19 protein-coding genes and 1 pseudogene are annotated in these 25042 nt (G+C 58.7%); 10 read left to right on the top strand and 10 right to left on the bottom strand.

Going from position 1 to position 25042, the window contains the following annotated elements:
* Window positions 1-308: 308 nt before the first annotated feature.
* Window positions 309-545, top strand: a complete 237-nt coding sequence (locus tag E8Q40_RS18170) for a helix-turn-helix domain-containing protein (protein WP_137045869.1) — start codon at window positions 309-311, stop codon at window positions 543-545.
* A 56-nt stretch (window positions 546-601) separates the two neighbouring features.
* Here the strand turns inward: E8Q40_RS18170 and E8Q40_RS18165 are convergent, their stop codons facing one another.
* The 4 genes from E8Q40_RS18165 to E8Q40_RS18145 form a co-directional block, all read right to left on the bottom strand.
* Window positions 602-1162 (bottom strand): hypothetical protein, encoded by a 561-nt coding sequence (locus E8Q40_RS18165; RefSeq protein WP_137045868.1) that lies wholly within the window; start codon window positions 1160-1162, stop codon window positions 602-604.
* Window positions 1163-1896: 734 nt separating this feature from the next.
* The gene (locus E8Q40_RS18160; protein ID WP_137045867.1) at window positions 1897-3045 is read right to left on the bottom strand and encodes a hypothetical protein; all 1149 of its coding nucleotides are present in this window, start codon (window positions 3043-3045) and stop codon (window positions 1897-1899) included.
* Between the two features lie 1175 nt (window positions 3046-4220).
* Window positions 4221-4562 carry a hypothetical protein gene (locus tag E8Q40_RS18150; protein WP_137045866.1) on the bottom strand — a complete coding sequence of 114 codons (342 nt, stop codon included), beginning with the start codon at window positions 4560-4562 and terminating at the stop codon, window positions 4221-4223.
* Window positions 4563-4785: 223 nt separating this feature from the next.
* Entirely contained in the window at window positions 4786-5409 is a 624-nt protein-coding gene (locus E8Q40_RS18145) for a tyrosine-type recombinase/integrase (RefSeq protein WP_137045865.1), read from the bottom strand.
* Between the two features lie 533 nt (window positions 5410-5942).
* Between E8Q40_RS18145 and E8Q40_RS18140 the strand changes: the two genes are divergently transcribed.
* Complete coding sequence (locus E8Q40_RS18140; protein WP_246662909.1) at window positions 5943-6854, top strand: 3'-5' exonuclease; 912 nt, start codon at window positions 5943-5945, stop codon at window positions 6852-6854.
* A gap of 43 nt (window positions 6855-6897) precedes the next feature.
* Here E8Q40_RS18140 and E8Q40_RS18135 read toward each other — a convergent pair whose 3' ends face one another.
* The 4 genes and pseudogenes from E8Q40_RS18135 to E8Q40_RS22435 all read right to left on the bottom strand — a co-directional run.
* Entirely contained in the window at window positions 6898-7782 is an 885-nt protein-coding gene (locus E8Q40_RS18135; protein WP_137045863.1) for a hypothetical protein, read from the bottom strand.
* A gap of 11 nt (window positions 7783-7793) precedes the next feature.
* Complete coding sequence (locus tag E8Q40_RS18130; RefSeq protein ID WP_137045862.1) at window positions 7794-10586, bottom strand: RNA-directed DNA polymerase; 2793 nt, start codon at window positions 10584-10586, stop codon at window positions 7794-7796.
* 495 nt (window positions 10587-11081) lie between these two features.
* On the bottom strand, window positions 11082-11735 hold the full coding sequence (locus E8Q40_RS18125) for a toprim domain-containing protein (RefSeq protein ID WP_246662908.1): 654 nt from the start codon (window positions 11733-11735) through the stop codon (window positions 11082-11084).
* 153 nt (window positions 11736-11888) lie between these two features.
* Window positions 11889-12125: pseudogene (locus E8Q40_RS22435) on the bottom strand (CHC2 zinc finger domain-containing protein); the annotation flags it as partial.
* A gap of 580 nt (window positions 12126-12705) precedes the next feature.
* On the opposite strand from E8Q40_RS22435, the gene E8Q40_RS18120 reads away from it, so the two are divergent.
* The 7 genes from E8Q40_RS18120 (at window position 12706) to E8Q40_RS18090 (ending at window position 22486) form a co-directional block, all read left to right on the top strand.
* Window positions 12706-13464 carry an ABC transporter ATP-binding protein gene (locus E8Q40_RS18120; protein WP_137046807.1) on the top strand — a complete coding sequence of 253 codons (759 nt, stop codon included), beginning with the start codon at window positions 12706-12708 and terminating at the stop codon, window positions 13462-13464.
* Window positions 13457-14170, top strand: coding sequence for an ABC transporter ATP-binding protein (locus E8Q40_RS18115; RefSeq protein ID WP_168197896.1), 714 nt, complete (start codon window positions 13457-13459; stop codon window positions 14168-14170). Before E8Q40_RS18120 ends, E8Q40_RS18115 begins: the two co-directional genes overlap by 8 nt.
* Window positions 14171-14185: 15 nt before the next feature.
* On the top strand, window positions 14186-16138 hold the full coding sequence (locus tag E8Q40_RS18110) for a branched-chain amino acid ABC transporter permease (RefSeq protein WP_137045859.1): 1953 nt from the start codon (window positions 14186-14188) through the stop codon (window positions 16136-16138).
* Window positions 16139-16220: 82 nt separating this feature from the next.
* Entirely contained in the window at window positions 16221-17450 is a 1230-nt protein-coding gene (locus tag E8Q40_RS18105; RefSeq protein WP_246662906.1) for an ABC transporter substrate-binding protein, read from the top strand.
* Between the two features lie 60 nt (window positions 17451-17510).
* Window positions 17511-18182, top strand: a complete 672-nt coding sequence (locus E8Q40_RS18100) for a helix-turn-helix domain-containing protein (protein ID WP_246662905.1) — start codon at window positions 17511-17513, stop codon at window positions 18180-18182.
* Window positions 18183-18198: 16 nt separating this feature from the next.
* On the top strand, window positions 18199-19182 hold the full coding sequence (locus tag E8Q40_RS18095; protein WP_137046805.1) for an ornithine cyclodeaminase family protein: 984 nt from the start codon (window positions 18199-18201) through the stop codon (window positions 19180-19182).
* Window positions 19183-19189: 7 nt separating this feature from the next.
* On the top strand, window positions 19190-22486 hold the full coding sequence (locus E8Q40_RS18090; RefSeq protein ID WP_137045857.1) for a molybdopterin-dependent oxidoreductase: 3297 nt from the start codon (window positions 19190-19192) through the stop codon (window positions 22484-22486).
* Here the strand turns inward: E8Q40_RS18090 and E8Q40_RS18085 are convergent.
* Window positions 22447-23388 carry a LysR family transcriptional regulator gene (locus E8Q40_RS18085; RefSeq protein ID WP_137046804.1) on the bottom strand — a complete coding sequence of 314 codons (942 nt, stop codon included), beginning with the start codon at window positions 23386-23388 and terminating at the stop codon, window positions 22447-22449. The genes E8Q40_RS18090 and E8Q40_RS18085 overlap by 40 nt on opposite strands.
* 120 nt (window positions 23389-23508) lie before the next feature.
* Window positions 23509-23658 (bottom strand): hypothetical protein, encoded by a 150-nt coding sequence (locus tag E8Q40_RS22040; RefSeq protein ID WP_168197895.1) that lies wholly within the window; start codon window positions 23656-23658, stop codon window positions 23509-23511.
* Window positions 23659-23750: 92 nt separating this feature from the next.
* Here E8Q40_RS22040 and E8Q40_RS18080 point away from each other — a divergent pair, with 92 nt between their 5' ends.
* A complete protein-coding gene (locus tag E8Q40_RS18080; RefSeq protein WP_137045856.1) occupies window positions 23751-25034 on the top strand; it encodes an FAD-binding oxidoreductase in 1284 nt (427 codons plus the stop codon).
* Window positions 25035-25042 lie beyond the last annotated feature (8 nt).

Raw genomic sequence — 25042 nt, 5'->3', positions numbered from 1 at the left:
CTCGAAGGCCGGAAAGAGCCTGTTCAACTGTCGGGCGTCTAACCTCTGCCTCCAGCTTGGCCTCAGGATGTATCTCCCAATACGCCTCGACCGCCAGCCGCTGGGCGAGGACCATCAGTGCGGCAATTGCCAGTACTGGCAATAGCCCCAACAGGGTCAGCCTAATGGTACGCATCGCCACCTCTACCTAGCCGCCATACATGAGATCAAAAGCGTCTTTCTGTAGACTATAGTCATCATGTCTCTCATGTCGAGATGGGACTTATAGTCCGTGGACCAAAAGTCATCATGGCGGCCCTCTTGTCGCCATGGACGACGAGACGGGCATTATCGGGGTCGTGGCTGAACGCGTGAAGCGCGAGCGGAAGGCTGCTGGGCTGTCTCAGGAAGAGCTGGCGTTTGAGGCTGGGCTTGATCGGACCTACATTTCACAGGTCGAACGGGGTAAGCGCAATGTGACCGTCGTCGTGCTTGCTAGGATCGCGCACGCCTTGAAGACCTCGCCGGATCGCCTTTTAGTGCCGCTCCGGAAGAATCGAGTTTGAGTCTTTATTTCGGCAGGGCGTCCGGTTTTTCGAAGACACCTAGTGGGCGAGCATTTCTAGGATTTCGGACCCTTGCCCCACAGAGCCCACCATCGAGCTTTCTGCTTGGCATTCTCTTGCTTCCGAGTCGCATGCTCATCGTCGCTCGTCCAAGTGACCCAATTGAGCGCCAGCACATTTTCGCAAAGCGTCCTTAGCTCATCCGGAGTCAGATTCCCCTTTAGTCGATTTGCTTTGTGCGAAATGACCCAAACGTTCCCTTTTATATAGCCGAAACGGGGGTCTTTGCGGTCGAGCGTGGGAGAATCCTCGGTGTGTTGTTCATTGCCGACTTTGAGAAGAACGTGCCTAAGGGGGCAAAGCAGTGGAATGTCAAAGTCGGCCGGCCCGATGCTGAATTTTAGTGAAGATTTTTTTGCTCGGTGCTTTGCGCTATTGAGAAGTCGGTTTTTGACTTCCCAAGAGTTATAGTTACGTTCGGTGAACCAGTACTGATGAGCATTCAGCGCGGCGACCTTTTCGTCGATGTTCAAGCCATCTCGCTGCCAGGTATCTGCAATCCTATAATTTGATTTGTGTAGCGGCCGCCATCCGCGATTCGTCTTGATATAGAGCATCACCCCTATCCGTCTTCTGCTGAGGGCCCGCACTCAGTGTAGCACGCACTCCATATTTATTATGATTAGCAAAGCGCACCGTTAAGGCCTCATACCAGTCCGGAAAGACGTCTACCACAGAGCTACCTATCAGGTGGGACTAGCCATGGCGGCGCTTCCTACCGGGTGCCGGGAGGCTGCGTCGCTATGCCTGCATCTGGTTCCGGTGGACTGGTATTGACCATCCCAGGGCAGGCTTGATGGCACCCACTAGAGCCCGCTGCATATCCACCACGAAGGGTTGGGCGGGTCACCCCTCCGCGCAGCTTAATGATGTCATCTCAGCCTCGCACCATGCTGCACAACGGCACCCAATAGCTGGTCCCTTAAGGTAGGCCACTAAGCTCGGCGGAAGAAGTAGCACCGGAGAGCCTCAGGGGTTCGTCCTTGCGGACTGGCCTCAAAGCGGAGGTGGGACTCGTGGATCACCCCAGCACAAAGGTCGGCTTGTGATCAGTTCCAAGACGGGAGGGTGGCTGAAGGACCTTGCTAAGGCAGGCCATCAAGCCCCACGGAAGGTGAGCTCTGAATGGAGGGACTGCCTCGGCAATCCTGTCCCCTTAGCGGGCTCACCGGAAGACCACATTCAGGCCGGCGGGCTTCAGGAGCGACACTAAGGCCGCGCCATTGTGGACTTCCCTTAGCATAGCTCCTTATTGCATTAGAGGACACGCAAGCCCCTCCCGCCGGCGCGCTCAACACAACGCCATTGTGATCTGCGCTGGAATAACCGTTCCGATGCGCCTCTTTGCTTCTCGCTCCATAGTCCGTTTGGCGGTCTTCGCATTGCGTTCCTGCACAAGAACCGCATCGTGCAGCGGTAGGGCTGTAATGCCCCGCTTAATGAGGTCGAGAAGCACCGCGACCAGAATGTCAGACTCTATGCGCATGAAGCGGAGCCCGTAGCCCCTCTCGAAGTAGCCCGCCACGGCGGCATGTTTAGCCCGTATCGCTTCTGTTGCGTCCGTGGCTGTGATTCCCGCCGGGAAGAAAGACGCCACCGCTTGGCGCTCCCGTTCGGTCTTGCCCGGCCAACGCCGCAATGGCGCTTTCGCGTTGAACATCGCGTTAGTCAGCTTCTTGCGGCCCTCGCGTAGTTGCTTCCAATCGCGCCTCACGGAGTCCGTTCCGCTCACGTCATAAAGGTCACCGCGCGGAGGCGTCACCTTTGCCAGCGCATACGCTAGCCGGAGATTGAACTGGCAGAAGTCAACATTAGCGACGCGTGTGTTGTTCAAGCGGATAGCCGGTAGCCGCTCCTCGCGCCGCATCGTTTGCCAAAAGCCGTCGTATAGCCGCCCGCCCTGCTCCCAGTCGCCATTGTTCCAAATGCGCCGAAGAGTTCTGGCGTTAAGACGGGCCGCGAAGCCGTCGTCATCGATCACGCGGTTTCGGCCGGCCAGCGAGATAGACGCATTACGCAGGCTGGCATTGATTGCTCTCATTTCGACCCGCCATCGTCGCGTAGAGTGGGTCTCGGGATAAGCAACCAGTCGACCGCTTTGGTCCTTCAAGACGACAGTTTCGGCCGGATCGACCTGGGTCAAGGAGCCGGGCTTCTCGGTGACGAGCGCCGGAAACGCCTTACGAAGCGCAGTGGTCGGCCGAATGGTCGTGATCTCGCGCCGCCGCCATTTGCGAACATTGTACCCTTTGGTCACGAATCTAATCAGGCCCAGGCTTTCCAGTAGCGCGATCAGGTTGCGAAAGTGCACGCCGTAGACGGGAGACCGATAGCGGGGAGTGCCTCGCAGAACATCGTTGGCGAGGGGTATGTGGAGCAGCGCCGTAGAGCCAATCTGATAGGCGGCAATCAGATTGCAGACCAGCGCTTCGACGGCCAAGTGCATCTTCTCCCGGTCGGCCAACTTGCGTTCCCGAGTGCGTCGCTGCAACTTGGTCTCTTCGGCTTCAAGGTAGGCCGTGAAGGCGGCTATATCTCGCCTCAATCCGTTATCCGCCGCGCGGACGCATGGATCAAATCGCCGAATGACTTTGCCACTGTTCAACGTAGCGCCCGCCTGTGAGCTTCGTACTGCAGGCGCGGAGTGACCGGAAAGCCCAACATGTGCGCCCCGCCAAGCCCAGACCTGATATCTCGCAAGAGAGGCATAGCGAAAATCTCTCAGACCGCAGCGTTGGTGGGCGGCTCAGTGGCCCGCTTCAGGGCAACCACTTCCGCCAAATGCCGCTCAATGACCCACTCGCATTCCTTTTCGATCATCGTTCCCAGGTGCCGGAGGACACGCCCAGAGGACCGTGGGTAAGCGTGCAAGACGATGTGTTTCACGCGCCCGTCCGGTTGATGGAGCGGCCATTGACGGTGAGTGCCGGATGCGAGCCGGTGAGCAGCCTTGGCGACGGCTACGATGCGCCACTCCGAGACCCGGTGGCACTTTTCGGGTGCGTCGGCGATTAGCGCATGTACGGCCAGCGCAATGGAAAGGAGGCGCTCGGGCTTAACGCCCGCCTCGCGGAGCCGCGCTAGAGCGATCTTGGCCCTTCGTTCGGGTGGAAGGCCCCTTAAGCGCGTAGCAGGCTCCGCAGGCCCTGCCGTTGACATGCCGCTACCAAGACCAGCTACGGCGGCCGCCACGAAAGGCGCTTCCCAATTAGAATGAATGACCTTCAGCGCGGCGGAGACATAGGGGCTGAGTATTGGACCAGATGGGCTCTTGCACCAATGTGAGCCGTGCCGCTGCTTGTGCTGCTGGTGGTAGCGGCAAGTGAAGCTATCAAGCCCAACTTTGGCTGCACGCGTGGTGGGACGCGAGCACCCAGGAATCGAGCAGATGGGCAAATAGTTGTTTGAGTCGCTGACAATCCGCGCCCTCAGCCGGCGCACCCGGCGATGCCGTTGAGAGGCCGATGCCATGACTTCAGTCAGACCTATCTCGCTTTGCCAAAGCTCGTCGGATCATATCTTCGACACTTTCGGGCGCGTCCCAGGGATGTTCCTCCGGGGTCCCGGGCGCAACGTATGATTTCTTTTCGAAGACCTTCTTAAGTTCGGCCTTGGTCAGAGAATGTGGCACCAATTGAATTCCACGGCTCTGAAGCAGTCCGTCGAATTGCTTCCACTTTTCTCGGTGTTCTCGCGGGCGTGAAAAAAACCGTCCCGCCTCCAGTCTTCAATCCATTTTTCGATGAACGGGTTTGTGAGTGCGTTAGGTGCCGAGTATACCTCCATCAAGCTGCCTGTCTTTAAATTGACAGCAGCCAGAGTAGCAAACCTTAGCAAAGCGAGCGTCTCGGTAAGGTCCTCCTCGATCTTTACACTCCGTCCATCCTCGATTTTATATTCAATATCGGTCTGGTTGAAACCTCCCGGCCTTGAGGATGTCCGCAGAAATATCTTCATGTCCACTCTCCATGTGAAAGATGCGATGTGGACAATCAAACTAGACACATAAAATCTGAAATCAACAATCCCTTAAGGGCGGCTTTCATTGAGCCCGGTGGGGCGTTGTTCTCGTGCAACACGCCCTGAGCGTGCTGCTTCGAAGTGATAGCGCGTAGTTAGCCGCGCATGCGGCGAGGTACTCGATAGTGAGACTATGGGTTCATCCCAAATGAGGTGTTGCCTAGCGCGTCCAAAAGCCCTTGAACCGTGTCGGAGACATCTCAGTGTACCTAACGGTGTGCTGGATGTTCTTGTGACCCAGGTAGGCTTGAAGGGCCCGCGTGTCGTGACCCTTGTTGGCCAATGCGTACCCGCATGCGTGACGCAGCATGTGAGGGTGTGCCTTGAATGGTAGCCCAGCCTCTTGGCCTGCACGTTCAACCATGCGGGCGAACCCAGCGGTGCTGAATGGCGCCCCGCGCTCGGAGATGAACATGAAAGGTGACTTAGGGTTTTGCTCGCGTTTTAGCCGACGCAAGGCACGTAGTTCGTCACCCATGATGGGATGAGTGCTGGGGGTGCCATGCTTGACTCTACGGACGTGGAGGGTCGCCGTAGGTAGGTCGACTTGATCCCAACGCAGGTCAACCAACTCGGCAGCCCTCAGGCCGTGGCGGTAGGCTAGCAACATCATGGTGGCGTCACGGGTGCCCCAACGGTTGTCCTTGGCGGCTTCCATGAGCATCTCAACTTCGGCTTCCGTCAGGTGCTCACGGGTGCGCAAGGCCTTGTTGGGAAGGCGTCTCGGGGTAACTGTTCGATTAATGGCGCTTGGAGCGACGAGCTTCAGGTGAGATTTGGGCATTGTCTTCAGGGCTCCTCATGGAGAGACTGTCCGAACAAGGCACATTTAACGAACAGTACGAAAGCCACCATGAGTCAAAACGACTCACCCGTGTCTTGCGCTTGTGGGCGGCCGCCGTTTGACGTGAGCCTTATGTCATTGCGAAAGGACCCAGCCATACGGGGGGAAGCGCCGGGGGCCGCCGCACGACATCACGTCACGCATTTGCGAACCATTCGAAATGCCCAGGCATTTTTGAGGTGCGGGAAATGGCATTGAACACGAATTGCCAAAGGTGCGTTTGGCGATATGTGTATGAGTCAAAGTGACTCAGGCGGGGTGGCTGCTGGGCCGCAATGTCGTTTTCTTCGAGACTGTGCGAGGTGAGGCAGGAAACCCGCCGCCGAGGTCGGTGAATCCTAATCGGGAGAGGGCACGGGGGGATTTTGCGTAGCCGCCGCTAGGAGGTCACGTTTCGCGTTTTTGACCCCAAGATGTATCCTGACGGAAATCTCGCTACTCCACAGCCCAGCCGACCCCCGGGGAGTCAAAGCTTGGAACAAGAACTCAGTCTCGACGCTACTGAAATGGTTCGCCTGTTGGAGGCAACCGGCGACTACCGCGTTCTCCGGCGATTAAAGCCGAGAAACATTTGCACGCGAGTTGAGGGCGATACACAAACAAAGATCGCGATAATTTTGGATGTTGAAACGACGGGGCTGGATGCAGCTACTGATGAGGTCATAGAACTAGGAATGGTCAAGCTTTCCTACTTCCCCGACGGGCAGATTGCCGGTGTAATAGATAGGTTCACTTCATTTAATGAACCATCCAAACCGATTCCTGAAGATGTTTCCGCCATAACCCGTATCACTTCGGAAATGGTAATTGGTCATCGGATTGAATCAGAAAAAGTCAGTTCATTCATATCCGACGCAGCAATTATTGTTGCGCACAACGCTCAGTTTGACCGCGAATTTGCCGAACGCTACTGGCTTGAGTTTCGGTCAAAGCCTTGGGCATGTTCGGCAACCCAGATTGATTGGCGTTCTCAAGGCTACGAAGGGTCGCGTCTTGGATATTTACTCAGCGAAATCGGCCTCTTTCACACGGCCCATCGCGCGATAGATGACTGTGACGCTCTTCTTGAAGTTCTTGCCGCAAAATTACCTAAAACAGGACGTCCGGCCTTTGGTGCGCTGCTTGAGCAGGCGCGGCGTAAGACCATCCGTATTTGGGCGGAAGGTGCTGCTTTTGACTTTAAAGAGGAGCTGAAACGACGTCGGTATCGATGGAATGACGGCAGCGACGGCCGCCCGAAATCTTGGTATATCGATGTTGATGAAAATTTATATGATAGCGAAGTCGAGTATCTCCGAACCAAAATTTACGGTCGCGACGTCGTGCCTTATGTTGAAAGATTTGACGCAATGACTAGATTTTCTAATCGCAGCCTAAAAAGTTAGCATTGGCCACAAAATGGCCAAATGAAATTGCGCAAAACTGCGGCTAGAATAATGGAGTTTCCTTTTTCAACAAGACTTGATGCTCGGTGTACCCGGGAGGGAGCCCTTTGAACTCGGCATTCTTATCTGCGGTTGGCGCCTTTTGATGTTTGTCCAGGCTTTCGACAGGTAGCTCAACAATTTGCGACGTAAACAGTTTAGCTCCCTCGCTCCGATATATCGTTCTGCGAAAAGGTTCTCGGTACGGCGACACAGCTAGAGACCCGCCAAAATATCCCGTATTGCATACAACCACATTGCAGCAGGCCATGCGAGCGAACGCCTCCGCTACGTAGTAGAACGAATTTACGTCGCGATTGTAAGCTAAAACGAAAAAATGATGAATGCGTCCGCGATACATCGCCAGACGCTCGAGGTCGAGAAAGTCATAGCAGATGGCAATAGCGAATCGTCCTATGTCGCCGCCATCAAATAACCAAACAAAAGGGTCGCCGGAAAATTCGCGCGAAAAGCCGCTAAGGGCTCGCTTCTCGGCATCCGAAGGATATGTCTTGCCAATCACCCTTCTCGTTCGGGGGGAACGTGTGCGGCTGCCCAACCACCGCTTTGGTACGAACAAGATTGCTTCGTTCGACGCTGTTAGACGGCCCCCCAAATCCGATAGACGATAATCCATTCCGGCTACAACGATTGCTTCAAGTCTATCAGCATGGCGCTGCAATTTCGCTATCATAAAGTGTGGGGCGGCCAATTCAGGCGCGACGATAATTTGGGGTCTATTGGTCTCTGCCGCGAATGAGTTCATTGATCGGTCAATTTCGTTTTCCGCTTTCTTTTCCTCCAGACTATCCATCTTGGGAGATGAGCGCCATGCGCTTCGATAGTCGAGCGTAGACTGGACTATTCCTACTCTTAGGTATTCGTGCATGGCGTTGCCCGTTAGTCCTCGTCGTCCTGCGGTTGGCCCGCAATTTCCGTGGCAGCAAGGTGTCGAATATTGACAGGCACAAGTTGCCTTGGGCGATTTTCAAATCCTGCAACCTGCCCGGCTTCAAGTGCACGTTGAGCCGTCGCAATTGCATGCCTAAGCTGCCGAGGGGTGGTCAAAGGAGTTACATCCAGGGCCGTATCGGGGACAACGCCCTTCGTGACATCTTCGGCCTTGGAAAAGCCGGTAAACCCCGGCGCTGTTTCAAATAGCAAGACGGTTTCCCAAGATCTTGGTCGAAGGAGCCCGTCAAGTATGGCTAACGTTTCTGAAGAGATCGTGAGTCTTTGTGATTCCATCCCGGCGAGCCAAACGTGAGAACGTTCCTGTCCACGAATATTCCAAAGAGATGGCCAGTTGAAGCTGCGCCTCAAAAGACCGAAGAGTAATAGACCGTAAGCAATTAGCTCGGCTCGGAGTGCATCTTCAGCCTTTGAATCCGCGCCTTCTTTGTACCGATAGTCAGTAATTAACGATCGTGAAGGCCTTGCTTTGAGGCTTTGCTTCTCTCGCGCAAAATTCTTCCAGCTTTCCCACGTCCAAATCTTCGATGAGCGACTCCATGGGTCCGGGGGTGGCTTTAGCCAGCTTGCCGGAACGGTGTAATTCGTCGGGTGGCAAAGCGATACGCGTGGTCCCAACTGGAATGTTTCGATCGCCGCTAAAACTTGGTTGAGTATCTCAAGGGCCGTCCACTCCGATGCGCGAGGGTCGAAGGGATCGGTGCTGTGAATCGTCCTGGCTGTCTCCGCCCATGCGACCAAGTCTGCGCGACCTATTGGCTGCGTGGCTGCGTTACGCACGCGAGCCATCCTTCGTGGGAGTGCGGTCCCATCATTTCGCGCCCTAAGAACGTCGTATAACCAACCTTGATCAAGGGCATCGAGATAGCGGCCATTAGCTTGCAAATACGCAATGGCGCTATCGGGCAGTTGCTTTGGATATCTACGAAGCACGTTCCAGTCCAATTTCTTTTTTGGATCGAGCGAAGTGACCAAAGAGCTCCATTGCGGGCTCGGGTCCGTACTGCCTTTCGGTAAACTGACTCCGTCTGCCCAAAAGAGCCAGCTCGCGAGCTTATCCTTTGCAATTGTCTTGAAGCGCTGCGCGGGCTTCGCCGAGATGTCTTCCGAGTCAGAAGTGAGCTGCGCTAACTTGGCGCCAAGGGCTGTGTCCGCAGGATGGAGCGTGAAATATTCTTCGAGCGTAAATGCTGCCGTTGCCGCTCCAATGCCCAGAAAGGACAGCGCATCCTGAGAAAAATATTCGGGATCAGACCTAAATGTGTCACGCCCGAGCGCGGCAACGCTTGTAAGAAAAATCTTCGACGCCTCGCGACGTCTCTCACTCGAATGGATGTCAACTAGGCCCAGAGCGGCACGAGCTATTAAGTATCCAAGAGCATGGAATGACGACGCTCTCAAATAGGTTCCAAGCTGATATGATTCTTGTTGCAGCTCACCGATCTTCTTAAAAATTGCTCCCAGTCCAGGATAGCCCGTGCTGCTGCAGAACCTAAAGAGAAGTTCCAGCAGGCGTCCTTTGTATGGGTGTTCGCAGAATGCTTCGAAAAGAAGCTCGAACGCTCTCCGGTGTGAGAATTGGCGCTCCTTTAGCAGCTTCTGTTGCGCAGCGAGCGATTCCTTTTCGAGCTCGGTCTCGTGCGCATGGAGGAGGGCTAGCGCCGTATCAATCGCGGTGAGTTCGGATGCTGCTGCTGTGCCACTCTGCAATATCCGTTTTCGTTCTTCCAAGCTCCGCTTCTTTTCTCGAACATTATTGAGGTCTCTCGCTTTGCTCGCCCACTGATCGACATTCTCGCGTAATTTCGGAACGAGAGCTGTTAGTCGCGCGGCTGCATATGTCTTCCGTGTGTCCTCCCTAAGCTCAGTATCAGGAAGGGCCGTCAACATAAGGGTTATTATCTGCTCGATTTGACCGTGTTGGCCCTCATCGTCGAGCGTGTCGAAATCGATACTGCCGAGTAGAGAGAGCTGAGCAAGAGTTCGGGTAAGAAGCGGCCGTGGATAGACTGGATCGACTTTGCAGGCAGACTTTGCGCTTTCTCTTAATTTTTCTATCGCGCGACCGCTCTTGCGGCCCTTCCGAGTTAGAAGCGCTTTAAGTTCTTCAGGTTGGTATTTCTCATCGTTTACATAAACGCCATCAAGATGATTTCGTAAGATGACATTGTATCGTGCCATCCAATCCAGCAGAACATCGAAGTCAGGTGCCAAGAAGGTATGGTCATCAACGAAGCGGAAATGAGCAATGCCTTTATACGGGATTTCCTGGTTAACCTGCTTATCAACGCTCAACATCGCGACATTCGAGAGGAAGCCTGCAACCATTAGGCCGGTCGGTACTCCATTGAACCGGCCAGATGGGGTTCTTGGCTCGCACACACGCATTTTAGGAGAGAGTCCATGAGTGCTTACGCTAAAGTTCAGCATTCGTTCGACGAGTTGGGCTATGCGCGTGTCCGATCTAACTTCATCACTGTATTTTATAAATTGCTGAAGGACGGTTCCGACCGAAATGCTGGGATAAAACTTTTGTAGGTCTAGTGAGCCGTAATACACGTCGCCCGGCCCCTGCCGAATCGCACCAAAGTATCCCGGGTTTAGATATGGTAGTTTGCTTCTGTTTAGCGGACTGCGTTCGGCCTTCAGGGCGCGTCGCTCTCCTTCGTCTAATTCCTCTTCTTTAATAGCGCCATGACCGAGTTGTCGGGCGGTCAGCACAATATGTCTTCGGTACAGAGGCCAGCTTTGACGAAATTTTCGAAATAGCTGAGCGCTGCTATGGCGATATGGCCCAATGCGTGTGGATTGATCTTCTTCCCATGTATCTGGCACCCAAGCTGAGCGATGAAGGCGATGCCCATAGCTCCAAGGTGGCATCTCAATGTCTAGCGTCGGCCCAACCGCGTTAACAACCGCTATCCAGGCGACTTGGTCGCGAACGGACACATGGAAGCTCTGTCGCATACGGTGCTGATCACCGTCTGGTGATTTAGGTTGGGGAAGCAGAGTCATTCGCTGAAGTGTGTAAGTACCCTGAGCGAAGTCTTGTTGTATGGACTCGAGATTTGCTTCCAAATCTAAATCAAAGGCAGCAACGTCCGACTGACTATGCAGCCCTTCAGTCCGGCTATATAGGGACGCGGCTTTTTGCCAAGCCCAGAAGAGATTTTCTCTCAGTAATAAACGGTCCCAGGCTGATAACGACACGACGCATTAATCCTTTTTCGGCCGAATCTGATCCGCAATGTCAGTTCCTCGCGGAACCCTTAGGACGCTGACGTTTGCGTTAAATCTGCGGAGAAGGGCGAGGGCATGTCTTTCAAATTGATCGCCGCCTCGGTCGCCGTCGGGAAGCAGCGTCACCTTCATACCAGAAAAAAGTTCAGCGTGGTCCGGTGTAAGTGAATGAGCGCCTAGGACCCCGACTGCTGTAAGGCCCAGTTGAGCAGCGGCGATCGTGTCGGTAATGCCTTCGCAGAGGTGGATAAAATCCGAGCGCGGGTGGCTCTTGATCGCATCGACGTTGAATAATGGCTTTTGAATTCCCGCCAGATTGATCCAGCGCGGTTTATCACTGTCATTTGCCGCCCGTCCCTGCACGTAACGAATGGCACCTTGGTCTAGAAAAGGAAACAGAATGGTGTGGTTGCGAAAGATTAGGCGCGCTTGACCATATGTATCTGTAACAAGACCCGTCTGTTTCAGTTCGTCTAAGGTCCATCGTAATTGAGCAGCTTCTAAAAGTGCGGACGCGCTTTCAACTTGGCCAATTCCGAAACGGCGTAAGATCACCTCAGAAAATCCGCGGCCCGTCAGATAATTGATCCCGCGCGGTCTCAGCGGGCTCGAATCCATGAGCCAGTTCAATATGTCACTATTCCCGACTCGCTTAGCCTCTTGAATGGGGGTGGCAACGACTGGCGTGTTCGAAGGCGCCGCTGAGATAGCACCCGCTCCCATCAGCCATTGTAGGGCGCCTCTTTTGTCGGTCCTGGTAAGCGCCGCAACTAGTTCAATGGTGCCGCCGCCGTTAGAGCATCCGAAGCAATGCCAACTGTTAGTCTTCAGATAGAAGTGCAGGCTAGGTTCGGTGTCGCCGTGCAACGGGCATATCGCAGATACGCCTCTGACCTTAAGGCCAAGTCTCCGCGCTACCTGCAGGATTGGAATTGCTCGTGCGGCCTCCCATTGAAGGGTGCCAGTTACACGGCTCCGAACACGCGGTACCGTTCTTGTGGAGCCTCTTCCGAAACGCATCCTTATTGCCCAGACGCGAGAGCAGACACGGCAGCTAGAAGTAGTAGTAGCAGATTCGTTCAGCCTGAATTGGCGCTAACTTTGTGCCGGGATGGGCCGTTGGCTCCACGCCCATGCGGTCTACTCGACCGACGTGCCATTTTCTGCTACACAGAGCAGCAGTGGGTGGCCAAAAACTTACGTAAGTTCAATGAGTTCGGAGAGAAGATGGCGTTTCCCCTAGGGAGCGCCAAATCCTCATCAACATGCTGATCTGATTACAGGCCCTGTACCATCAGCGGCTTGCGCCAGCGCTTTGGATTGTCGGCGCGCGCTGGCGTCGAACGGCCTTCGCGTCATCCCACCCTGCAAATTCTACATTCAGCCTTTCGATTTTTCAGCGACGGGTGCGTCTGGCGCGCGCCGGCGGCATTGCCGCATATCGCGCCATTCTGTTGCCTAAAATAGAAACATTTGCCTAAGAAGAATAAGTTGACGATAGGAAACTTTTGAACTCTGATGGTCCTCGCTGGATTTTCTGAGGCCGCAAGCGACGGAGGGCGTCAGCGCCATGTCGGATAGCGCCATGTCGAATAGTGCCATGTCGGACACTGCATTTGCCTTGGAGGCGCGCGGGCTCAGCCGGTCGTTCGGCGGGTTCTACGCTCTTCGGGATGTCAACTTTCAATTGGCCGCGCACTGTGTGCATGCCGTGATCGGCCCGAACGGCGCCGGCAAGACCACATTGTTCAATCTGCTGACCAAGCAACTGGCGCCGACCGCCGGGCGCATTCTTCATAACGGTGTCGATGTAACGCGCATCGGTATGCCAGCGATGGCCAAGCGCGGCGTCGTGCGCTCATTCCAGATTTCCGCGGTCTTCGGCAACCTGACGGTCCGTGAAAACATCGAACTGGCGTTGCTGCGCGAGCAGGGGCTGTCGTGGGATTGTCTCGGCACGATTGCCCGCAATCGCGCGGTGACCGAGCGGACCGCCGCACTAATCGACCGTTTCAGTCTGACCGATTATTCCGACGTCGCTGCGGCCAACCTGCCTTACGGCCGCAAACGCGTCCTCGAGCTCGCCACCACGCTGGCGCTGGAACCGAAGGTCCTTCTGCTCGATGAGCCGATGGCCGGTCTTGGCCGTGAAGATATCGGCTGGATCACGCGGCTTATTCGTGAGCTTGCCGTCGGCCGCACCGTTCTGCTGGTCGAGCACAACATGAAGGTCGTCGCCGAACTCGCCGACAAGATCACGGTGATGGTGCGTGGCGAGGTGCTCGCCGAAGGGACCTATGCCGAAGTCTCGGTGCGCCCCGATGTCATCGCCGCTTACACAGGGCAAGGTCATGCCTGAAGCCACTGCTCAAAACCTCAGCGTCCGCGGACTCGAAGCCTGGTACGGGGAGTCCAAGGTGCTGCATGGCATGGATTTCGACCTGCGGGCCGGAGAGGTCGTCACGCTGCTCGGGCGTAACGGCGCCGGCAAAACGACGGCCGTCAAATCCATCATGGGCATGATCGAGCGGCGGACCGGCTCCATCAAATTCGACGGCGACGAAACGATCGCAGCGCCGCCTTACGATATTGCCCGCAAGGGCGTCGGCTATTGCCCGGATCATCGCGGCATCTTTTCGAGTCTGAGCGTTCGCGAGAACCTCTTGCTGCCGCCGAAGCTCGCCGATGGCGGCATGACGGTCGACGATATTTTGTCGCTGTTTCCCAATCTGAAGGAACGCCTCGACAGCCAGGGCACCAAATTGTCCGGCGGCGAACAGCAGATGCTGGCTCTGGCGCGCGTACTTCGCACTGGCGCCCGCATCCTTCTGCTCGACGAGCCGACCGAAGGCCTCGCGCCGATCATCATTCAGCAGATCGCGAGGGCGGTCACGACGCTAAAGCAGCTCGGCTTCACCATCCTGCTGATCGAACAAAACGTGGGTTTCGTCTCGACGCTGGCCGATCGCCATTACGTGGTCGAGCTCGGCCGTGTCGTCGAGGAAATTCCCGCCGCGGAACTGACGAACCGCGAAAGTGCGCTGACTGCCTATCTCGGCCTGTAAGGAAGGACGCTGATCGTGAGCACCATCTTTGGCGTCCCCGGCGCACTGGTCTATGCCCAACTACTGCTTGGTCTGATCAACGGCGCCTTTTATGCGATGCTCAGCCTTGGTCTGGCTGTCATCTTCGGCATGATGAACATCGTCAATTTTGCGCACGGCGCGCAATATATGCTCGGTGCCGCCGGTGCATGGCTGCTGCTCACTTACTTCGGTGCGAGCTATTGGGTGGCGCTTGTAGTGGTGCCGCTCGTCGTCGGCGCGGTCAATATCGTGATCGAACGCCTGATGCTCCAGCGCGTATACAAGCTCGACCACATCTACGGCATGCTGCTGACCTTCGGCCTGGCGCTCGTCGTGCAGGGCCTGATGAGTGCGTGGATCGGCTCGGCCGGGCAGCCTTATGCGATCCCGGCATTGTTGACCGGCGGCCATCATCTCGGCTTCATGTATCTGCCGAATTACCGCGCCTGGGTCATTGTCGTATCGCTGATCGTTTGCCTGACGACCTGGTACGTCATAGAGCGCACGAGCCTCGGTGCGAATTTGCGCGCCGCGACCGAAGATTCGCTGCTGACCCAGGCCTTCGGCATCCGCGTGCCTCGCATGGTGATGCTGACTTACGCCGCCGGCATCGCGCTCGCGGCACTTGCCGGTGTGCTCGCGGCGCCGATCTATCAGGTCAATCCGACGATGGGCGACGAGCTCATCATCGTCGTGTTCGCCGTAGTTGTGATCGGCGGCATGGGCTCGATCATGGGTTCGATCGTGACCGGTTTTTCGCTCGGCATCGTGGAGGGTTTGACCAAGGCCTTCTACCCGCAAGGGTCGACCACCGTCGCTTTCGTGGTGATGGCGATTGTCCTTTTACTGCGTCCGGCCGGCCTGTTCGGTTCGAAGCCGGAGGCAACTCATAGCGCCACGAATCATGTCACGCCGGATTTTACGTCGCGCGGCCAGATGATCGCGCTCGCGGTGATGGCGTTATTCTTCGCCGTGGCGCCGGCCGCGATCTATCCCGGCTTCCTCATGAAGGTAATGATCTTCGCGCTGTTTGCCTGCGCCTACAATCTCATTGCCGGATACGGCAAGCTGATGTCTTTCGGTCATGCGATGTTTCTCGGCGCCGCCGGCTACGTCTGCGGCCACGCCGCCAAGGTCTGGGGCTTGCCTCCCGAACTCGCGATTCTGGCCGGCACCGGCGTCGCCGCCCTGCTCGGCTTGGCGACGGGCTGGCTCGCGATCCGCCGCAGCGGCATCTACTTCGCGATGGTGACGCTTGCCTTCGCGCAGATGATGTATTTCGTCGCGCTACAGGCGCCCTTCACCGGCGGCGAAGACGGCTTGCAGGGCATTCCGCGTGGCGTGCTGTTCGGCATCATCGACCTGTCGAAGCCGGCCATGCTCTACGCCTTCGTGCTCGCGGTCTTCCTGGGCAGCTTTGTGCTGATCATGCGAATCGTGGGTTCGCCTTACGGCCGCATCCTGCGCGGCATCAGCGAACACGAGATGCGGGCCCAGTCGCTCGGCTATGAAAGCGCGCGCTTCAAGCTCGTTGCATTCACGCTATCGGCGGCGTTTGCGGGACTGGCTGGCTCGCTCAAGGCGATTGTCAGCCAGCTGGCTTCGCTTACCGACGCTCATTGGTCGATGTCGGGCGAAGCGCTGTTGATGACCTTTCTTGGCGGGCCCGGCACCTTGTTCGGTCCGGTAATCGGCGCGGCCATTGTCGTGACCATGCAGAACTATCTGTCCGCGCTCGGTCAGTGGGTTACGGTCATTCACGGTCTCATTTTCATCGTCTGCGTTCTCTGGTTTCGCGGCGGCATTCTCGGCGAGATCGTTGGACAGTGGCGTCGTTTTCGTGACCGCGGATCGCGAGCACCGGATGCCGGGGCCGCGTCCCCTTCCGGGCCGGGCCGACAACAAGCGATGACGAAAGATATGGCGATTGCCTCAAGCAGTCATTGAGCGTGGAACCGCGGGTCCTGTCCGGACCGAGCGTATCAACGGCCAACGGTGTTCCGGGTAGTTCAACAGCATGGAGATGGCGATGGAAGTTTCTGGTTCGATGAAATGGCTGGCGCTGGCCGGCACGATAGGACTCATGGCGTTTGCTTCGATCTCTCCGAGCCAGGCGCAGGTCAGCGGCGATGTCGTCAAGATCGGCGTTCTGACGGATATGTCGGGTCAGTGGTCGGACATGAATGGTCCGGGCTCGCTCGCTGCGGCGCAGATGGCGGCCGAGGATTTCGGCGGCAAAGTGCTCGGCAAGCCGATCGAAATCATCGGTGCCGACCATCAGCTCAAGGTCGATGTCGGCTCCGGCATTGCGCGGCGCTGGATCGAGAGCGAAGGTGTCGATGCGATTTCGGATGTCACCAACAGCGCCATCGCGCTGGCAGTGCAGCGATTGACGCGCGAATCGAACCGTATCGCGCTGTTTTCATCGCCGAGCTCGACCGATTTGTCTGGCAAGGAATGCTCGCCGACGGGCTTTCAGTGGGTCTATGACAATTACTCGAACACCGTCGGCCCGGTAAAGGCGCTGCTCGCGCAGGGCAAGAAGAGCTGGTTTTTCGTAACGGCAGATCTAGCATTCGCCACTTCGCTGGAGAAAGTGGCGACCAAGGTGATCGGCGAGGGTGGCGGCAAGGTGCTCGGCGGCACGCGCAATCCGTTTGGCGCGGCCGACATGTCACCCTTCCTGTTGCCAGCCCAGGCTTCCAAGGCGGACGTGATCTTTCTTGCCGAAGCCGGCAAGGATCTGACGACGGCGATCAAACAGTCATCGGAGTTCGGTATTTCCAGCGGCGGACAGACCATCGTGGCGCCGCTGGTGTTTCTCACCGATGTTCACGCGCTCGGGCTCGCCGCCGGCCAAGGCATCTCCTTCGTGACGGGCTTCTACTGGAATCTCAACGATGAGACCCGTGCCTTCGCCAAGCGGTTTTTCGCGCGACACAAGGCCATGCCGACCGAACTCCAGGCCGGCGTATACTCGTCGATCACGCATTACCTGAAGGCGATCCAGGCGGCCGGCACCGACGAAGCCAAGGCCGTCGCGGCCAAGATGCGTGAACTGCCGGTCAACGATTTCCTGGCCAAGAACGGAACTGTCCGGGTAGACGGCCGGATGGTCCACGATATGTATCTGGTCCAGGTGAAAAAACCTTCCGAATCGAAGGAGCCGTGGGATTATTATAATCTGCTGGCGACTATTCCGGCGGAACAGACGGCTCTGCCGCTGTCCGAGAGCGAGTGTTCGCTGGTAAAGAAGTAAAGACCCTCAGGGCGGCGTCCACGGGCGCCGCCCTTAGGCCTATGAAATAGGAAGATGCCGGTGCCGAAGAAGAATGCTGTATTGACTGGTCCGGGCGAAGCGGCCGCGGCGACGGGCGTCGTCATTCCGGCGCGCTTTGCCGCCGATACGAAGCCGCAGGACGATACGGCGAGTCTCGGCCAGAGGGTCAAGCGCATGAGGCTCGACCGGGGCTGGACACTGGAGGACATGAGCCAGAAGACAGGCGTCGCGCGCTCCACGCTGTCGAAGATCGAAAACGGCCAGATGTCGCCGACCTACGACGTGCTACAGCGCATTACCCGGGGCGCCAACTTCGACCTTGTGGAATTGTTCGAGGCGCCTCGCCAGAATGTTCCTTTCGGCCGCCGGAGCGTCACGCGGAAGGGCGAGGGCAAGTTCTATCCGACGCCAACCTATAACTATGAAGTGCTGTCGACCGATTTGTCGCAGAAACAGATTCTGCCGTTCAAGGTGAAGGTCTCGGCGCGCTCGCTCGACGACTTTGGCGGCTGGACGCGCCATGACGGCGAGGAGTTCTTCTGGGTACTGTCCGGGCAGGTTCAGGTTTTCACCGAATTCTATGCGCCGGTTACGCTCGATGTCGGCGACAGCATCTACTTCGACAGCAAGATGGGCCATGCGGTCGTGTCGACAAGCCGTGACGACGCCGAGATACTCTGGGTTTGTACCGGCGCGACCGCCTTCGAGTAACCGGGGACCGAACTTGCTGCGCAGTTTCTCCGCCGATGAGGTTCATGCGGCTCTCGACTATCCGTCCCTGGTCGAGGCCCTTCGTGCTGCGTTCAGGCACAGCCACGAGGCGATGCCGGTCCGTCAAAGCTACGAGGTCGGTTTCAATGGTGCGCCCGCGCATCTTCTGACCATGCCAGCCTGGGAGCGCGGCAAGGCGCTCGGCGTGAAGCTGGTGACGGTGTTTCCGCAGAATGCGGTGCGGGGCCTTGGCGCGGTGTCATCGCTGTACGTCATGTTCGATGGCGAAACCGGTGTGCCGCGCGCTTTGATCGATGGCGAGGCGCTGACCAACCGGCGCACGGCCGCGGCGTCGGCGCTGGCCTCGACCTATCTGTCGCGCCCCGATAGCACGACGCTGCTGATGATCGGCACCGGACATCTCGCGCATCATCTGCCCGAAGCCCATGCCGCCGTGCGGCCGATCGAGAGAGTGCTGGTGTGGGGCCGCAATGGTGAGCGCGCCGCCGCGCTGGTGGCGAAGCTGAACGAGAAGGGGCTCGCGGCGAAAGCGGTCGCCGATCTCGAGACGGCCCTGGGGCAGGCGGACATTGTGAGCTGTGCGACGACATCGACGGAAGCGCTGGTGAAGGGGCGGCATCTGCGTCCCGGCACCCATGTCGATCTCACGGGCGCCTTCACACCCAAGATGCGCGAAAGCGACGACGAGGCGGTGCTGCGCGCCAGCGCTTATGTCGACACCCGCGCCGGGGCGCTCGCTGAAGCCGGCGACATTTTGCAGCCGATCGCCGCGGGTCTTCTGAAGCCGGAGGCGATCCGCGCCGATCTGCACGAACTGACGACCGGCGCGTTGCCGGGCCGCCGCGACGACACCGAGATCACATTGTTCAAATCGGTCGGTGCCGCGATCGAGGATCTGGCGGCGGCGAGCCTCCTGGTATCCGGCGCGGGTCCGGTGGCGGAGACATCGCGCGCCGCCGCGCCGAGAGCCAGAGGATAACGCCGCCGTGGCCACCATCGAAAAGGTTGGCTTCTGCACTTTGTGCCGGTCACGCTGCGGAACGATCAATGTCGTCGAGAACGACAGGCTTATCGCGGTTAAACCCAATCCCGCGCATCCGACCGGCAAGGCCTTATGCCCAAAGGGACGCGCCGCGCCGGAGATCGCGCATTCGGCACGCCGCCTGACGACACCCTTGAAGCGCACCGCGCCCAAGGGAGCGGCCGATCCGGGCTTCGTGCCGATCTCGTGGGACGAAGCGTTGAGTGAAATTGCCGAGCGGCTGAACCGCTATCGCGCCGAAAGCGGGCCGGAGTCGGTGGCCTTTGCCGTGACTTCCGGTTCGTCGTCGTCGATGTCGGACAGTCTCGACTGGGTGCAACGCTTCATCCGCGGCTTCGGCAGCCCCAATAATTGCTTCTCGACGGAAGTGTGCAACTGGCACAAGGACCATGCGCACGCCTTCACCTTCGGCTGCGGCTTGCCGGTCGCGGATTATCGCAATGCCGACCTCATCCTTCTCTGGGGGCACAACCCGGCGAATGTCTGGCTGGCGCAAGCCGAAGCGATCGGCGCTGCGCGTGCTAAGGGTGCCAGGCTCGTCGTGATCGATCCGCGCCGCACCGGATCGGCGCGTGATGCCAATTTGTGGCTGCGCGTTCGGCCCGGCACCGACGCGGCGCTGGCGCTCGGCGTTTCGCGCTGGTTGATCGCCAACGAAGCCTATGATGCGAACTTCGTACGCCACTGGACAAATGCCGCTTATTTGGTGCGCGAGGACAATGGTCTGTTCCAGCGCGACGGCGATGATTTTCTGGTCTGGGACGCGGCAGCGGGCCGCGCTGTACCGGCTCGCGATGGGCTAGCATCGGCGGCGCTGCGCGGCCGCTTCGACGTTGTTACGGCGGACACCGTATCCTGCCGTACCGCGTTCGATCATTTCATCGAGGCGGCGGCGCCCTACGATCCGGAAACGGTCGAACGCTTGACCGGCGTTCCCGCCGCGCAGGTCGAAGAACTGGCAGCGATGATCGGGGCCGCGCGCTCGGTCTGTTATCATGGCTGGACCGGTATCGGGCAGCACACCAATGCCGCGCAGACGGAACGGGCTGTGGCAACGCTCTACGCGCTGACCGGGAGTTTCGACGCGCCGGGTGGCAATGTCCGCATGCCGGTGCTGCCGGCACCGCCTTTGCATTCGATGGCGCTGATCCCGGAGGAAACGCGCGCTCGTACGCTTGGACTGGCCGAGCGTCCACTCGGGCCGCCGGCGGATGGCTGGATCACGTCGAGCGATCTCTACGATGCGGTCCTGACCGGCAAACCCTACCGCGTCCGTGCGCTGTTTGGGTTCGGCTCCAATCTTTTGGTGTCACATCCCGCACCCGAGCGCGGTCGCGAGGCGCTGCAAGCGCTCGAGTTCCAGGTGCATTGCGACCTGTTCATGAATCCCACCGCGGCAATGGCCGACATTGTTCTTCCGGTGTCGAGCCCCTGGGAGCATGAAGCGCTACGGCTGGGTTTTGAAATATCGCCGAAGGCTCAGGAACTCGTTCAACTGCGGCAGCAGATCATCCCGCGCCGTGGCGATGCGCAGTCGGACGTGTGGATCGTCTTCCAACTGGCCAAGCGTCTGGGCATGGGCGAGCTGTTCTTCGACGGCGATGTCGAGAAAGGCTTTTCTTATCTGCTGGAGCCGCTGGGCCTCGATCTCGAAAAGCTGCGGGCCAAACCTGAAGGCATTCGCGTTCCGTTGCCGCACGCGCACCGCAAATACGAGAAGACAGGATTTGCAACGCAGACCGGTAAGGTCGAGCTTTATTCCGAACTGCTGCATCGGCACGGCTATCCGGCGGTGCCGCGCTATATCGCGCCGGTCGAGGCGCCGACGGATGAATATCCGTTGAAGCTGTTCTCATACAGCACCGGCTACTTCTGTCACAGCCAGCAACGCGGCATCAACACTTTGCGCCGCAAGCGCACCGAGCCGGTGGCCGAAATTCATCCCGCGCTGGCGCGGCGGAAAGGCATCGCCGAGGGCGACTGGATGATCCTGCGCAGCCGCAAAGGACGCATTCGCCTGCGTGCCGCGCTCAACGATGCGCTGGCCGAAGACACTGTGGCGAGCGATTACGGCTGGTGGCAGCCGGCGCCGGATCTGGGGCTGCCGGGTTACGTTGCAGATGATGAGCGAACGCTGGGTTCGAGTTACAATGCTCTTATTGACGAACGTCAGCGCGATCCGCTGAGCGGCTCACTGCCGCTGCGGTCTTTCTCCTGCGACGTCGAAAAAGAGCAAAGCGCGGCCTGGGCTGGCTGGCGCACCCTTCGGGTTGCAGAGAAATACGCCGAAGGCCGAGACGTGACGGTGCTCGCGCTCAAGCCCGCCGATGACGGTTCGTTGCCGGCTTTCCGGCCAGGGCAGTATATCGGCTTGCGTTGGGGCGGCGTTGTTCGCTCTTATTCCTTGATCGGTCCCGCGGTGGCGACGCCGGATGCCTATCGTATCGCGGTTCGCGCCATAGACGGTGGCGCCATGTCGGTCGCGATCCAGCGCGACATGAATGTCGGGGATATGATCGAGGCGCAGGCGCCGCATGGCGGCTTCGTCTTGCCGCTGCGCAACGAGTTCCCGATCGTACTGATCGCCGGCGGCATCGGTATTACGCCGTTTCTGTCATATCTCGAGACGCTGCAGGGCGATGCGGGCGAGCCGCGGGTCATGCTGCACTATGGCTGCCGCGATGGCGATACGCAGCCCTTCCGACAAAAGCTCGAGGCGTTGCGGCAGCGGTTGCCGCATTTGACGCTGGTCACGCATTTGAGCTGGCCCCGGGACGCGGACCGTTTCGACCGCCGCGGTCGCTTCAGCGCGACCGATGTCGACGAGGAATTGCTGCGCCAGCGCGCACGCTTTTATGTATGTGCCAGCGACAAAATGATGGATGAGGTCATCACGGGGCTCGAAGAGCGCGGTGTTCCGACCTTTGAGATTTTTAAGGAACGCTTTCGTTCGCCTGAGCCCCCGGCGCTCGACGGGCTTGCGCCGCGCCGCATCCGCTTTGCCCGCTCGGGCCGCGATGTCACCTGGACGCCGGAAGGATCGAGCATCAGCATTCTGGCCTCCGCCGAAATGGCGGGGCTCGATATTCCGAGCGGATGCCGCGTCGGCCAATGTGAGAGTTGTGTCGTGCGCGTGCAGTCAGGCCAGGTCAAACATCTGATCGATTGCGCCGATCTCGAGGACGGCTATTGTCTGACCTGTCAGGCTGTTCCTTTGTCGGATGTCGTGCTCGACGCTTGAACATCGAGTGGCGGCGCTGCGAGTTGCGTTCTGAGCCACGAACGAAACGCTTGCAGTGGGGGATGGGTTGTGCGCTTGGGCGGCCAGGCGAGATAATAATGTCCCGTACTGGTCATCGCACCGTCAACCGCCGCGACGAGATCGCCGCGCGCCAGCTCCGTATCAATGAGGAATGTTGGTAATAGCGCGACGCCCATGCCGGCCATCGCCGCTTGAGCGGCTGTGGCAAATTGATCGATCAGCATACCGTGGATGTGATCCGCCCTGATGCCTTTCGCTTCGAACCAGCGCTCCCAGGCGTCGGGACGGGAGACGAGGTGTAAAAGCGGCGCGCGCAGGAGGTCTTCCGGCCCGGCGATGCCGAGCCGGTCGCGCAATTCGCGGCTGCAGGCCGGCACGACGGTCTCGCCCATCAGCAGTTCGAGTTCCGCGCCGGACCAGTCCGGCGCGCCAAAATGAATGGCGGCATCGACCTGATCGAACTGAAAGTCGAATGGCGCCATTCGCGTCGTCAGGTTGACTGTGATGCCCGGGTTCGCAGCGAGAAAACCGGGCAGGCGCGGGGCAAGCCACCGTGTGCCGAAGGTTGGCAGGATCGCCAGATTGAGGCTGCCGCCGGCGGGATTGGCGCGCAAACCGAGGGTGGCATCGCCGATGTGGCGCAGCGCCTCGCGAATTTGTTCGGCGTAGGCCTCGCCCGCGGCCGTGAGCTTCACGGTCTGGCGTTCGCGCAGAAATAACGAACAGCCGACCATCTCCTCCAATGCGCGGATCTGCCGGCTGACGGCGCTTTGCGTCAGGTTCAGCTCGATAGCTGCTGCCGTGAAGTTTTCGGCGCGCGCTGCGGCTTCAAACGCATAGAGTAACGACATCGATGGCAGAAAACGTCTCGGGATCGCCATGTCGGTTCTCGAAATAGGTTGCCGGCCGCGGCGGGATTGTCGGGCGTTGAGATCATTCGGATTTCTCATAATGTTAGGCGATAACTTCGTTTGCATCCAGAACAAGAAACGCGACACTGGCTACGTGGCGGGATCGTTTGCCGACAAAAATTCAATGAGAATCATATAGTTAAAGTTTTGGTCGGTGATCTCGATGGCGCGCTCCAGCTCAGGGAATGTAAGGACAGTTTCCGAAAGCCATGCCATAAATGTATTGATCGGAGGTGCCATGGTATGGTGCCTTTCCGGACGTCGTTGCCAGGGTGAATGGCAACATCCCGGTCGCCGATGTCAGCTCCGACCCGGCGGTTGAAAGGGCCCCAATGAAAGACGATCCGCGCAGCCACGGTCTTTGGGAGCGCAGCGCGCCGCCGCCACCCGTCACGGCGCCGCTCGCCGGCGAAATGAAGGCCGATGTCGCGATCATCGGCGCCGGTTTCACCGGCCTGTCGGCTGCGCTGCATCTGGCCGAAGGTGGCGCCAAGGTCGTCGTGCTCGAAGCGGTCGAGGCCGGCTTCGGCGGCTCGGGCCGCAATGTCGGGCTGGTCAATGCCGGCATGTGGGTGATGCCGGATGAACTGCCGGCAGTGCTCGGCGATGTCTATGGCGCGCGGCTGCTCGACCTCCTCGGCAACGCGCCGCGCGCGGTGTTCGATCTTATCGACAAACACAATATCGCCTGCGAAGCAGAGCGGCAGGGCACGCTGCATTGCGCGGTCGGCAAGGATGGCCTTGCCGAAATCAAGGAGCGCGCGCGGCAATGGCAGGCGCGCGGCGCGGCCGTGCGGCTGCTCGATGCCGGTGAGACCGCGCGCAAGGTCGGGACGTCGGCTTACACCGGTTCGCTGCTCGACGAGCGCGCCGGCACCATCCAGCCGCTCGCTTATGCACGCGGGCTGGCTCATGCCACGGTGCGCGCTGGCGCGACGATTTACACATCGAGCCCGGTGATGGCGGCAAAAGACGATGGCGTACTGTGGCGGCTGACAACGCCCGGCGGTGCCGTCGTTGCGCCAAAAGTCATTGTCGCGACCAATGCCTACACCACGACCTTGTGGCCACAGCTTCGCGCCGAGTTGGTGCATCTGCCGTATTTCAACATGGCGACGCCGCCGCTATCCGACAATCTGCGCCGCTCCATCCTGCCGGAGCGGCAGGGCGCGTGGGATACAAAAGAGATTCTGAGCTCCTTCCGCTTCGACAAGGAAGGCCGATTTGTCTTCGGCAGTGTCGGCGCCTTGCGAGGAACAGGTGGACCGGTGCATCGCGGCTGGGGTCGCCGCGCCATGACCAAGCTGTTTCCGCAACTCAAGGGCATCGACTTCGAGAGCGAATGGTATGGCTGGATCGGCATGACCGCTGACAACCTGCCGCGCTTCCACCGTCTCGGCCGCAATGTCATTTCGTTCAGCGGTTATAACGGCCGCGGCATCGCGCCGGGCACGGTGTTCGGCTGTTGTCTCGCCGATCTGATGCTGGGCCGGACTGGCGACGGCGATTTGCCGCTGCCGGTAAGCGAGCCGCAGGCGGCGTCCTTGCGCGCGGCGAAGGAAATCTACTACGAGGTTGGAGCGCAGGTGGCCCATGCCGCTGGTGCGCATTTTTGAGCGAGCAG

This window comes from Pseudolabrys sp. FHR47 (assembly GCF_005153485.1).
Lineage (GTDB): Bacteria > Pseudomonadota > Alphaproteobacteria > Rhizobiales > Xanthobacteraceae > Pseudolabrys.
The sequence above is the reverse complement of the archived record's forward strand: the minus strand, read 5'-3'. Positions and strand labels throughout refer to the sequence as shown.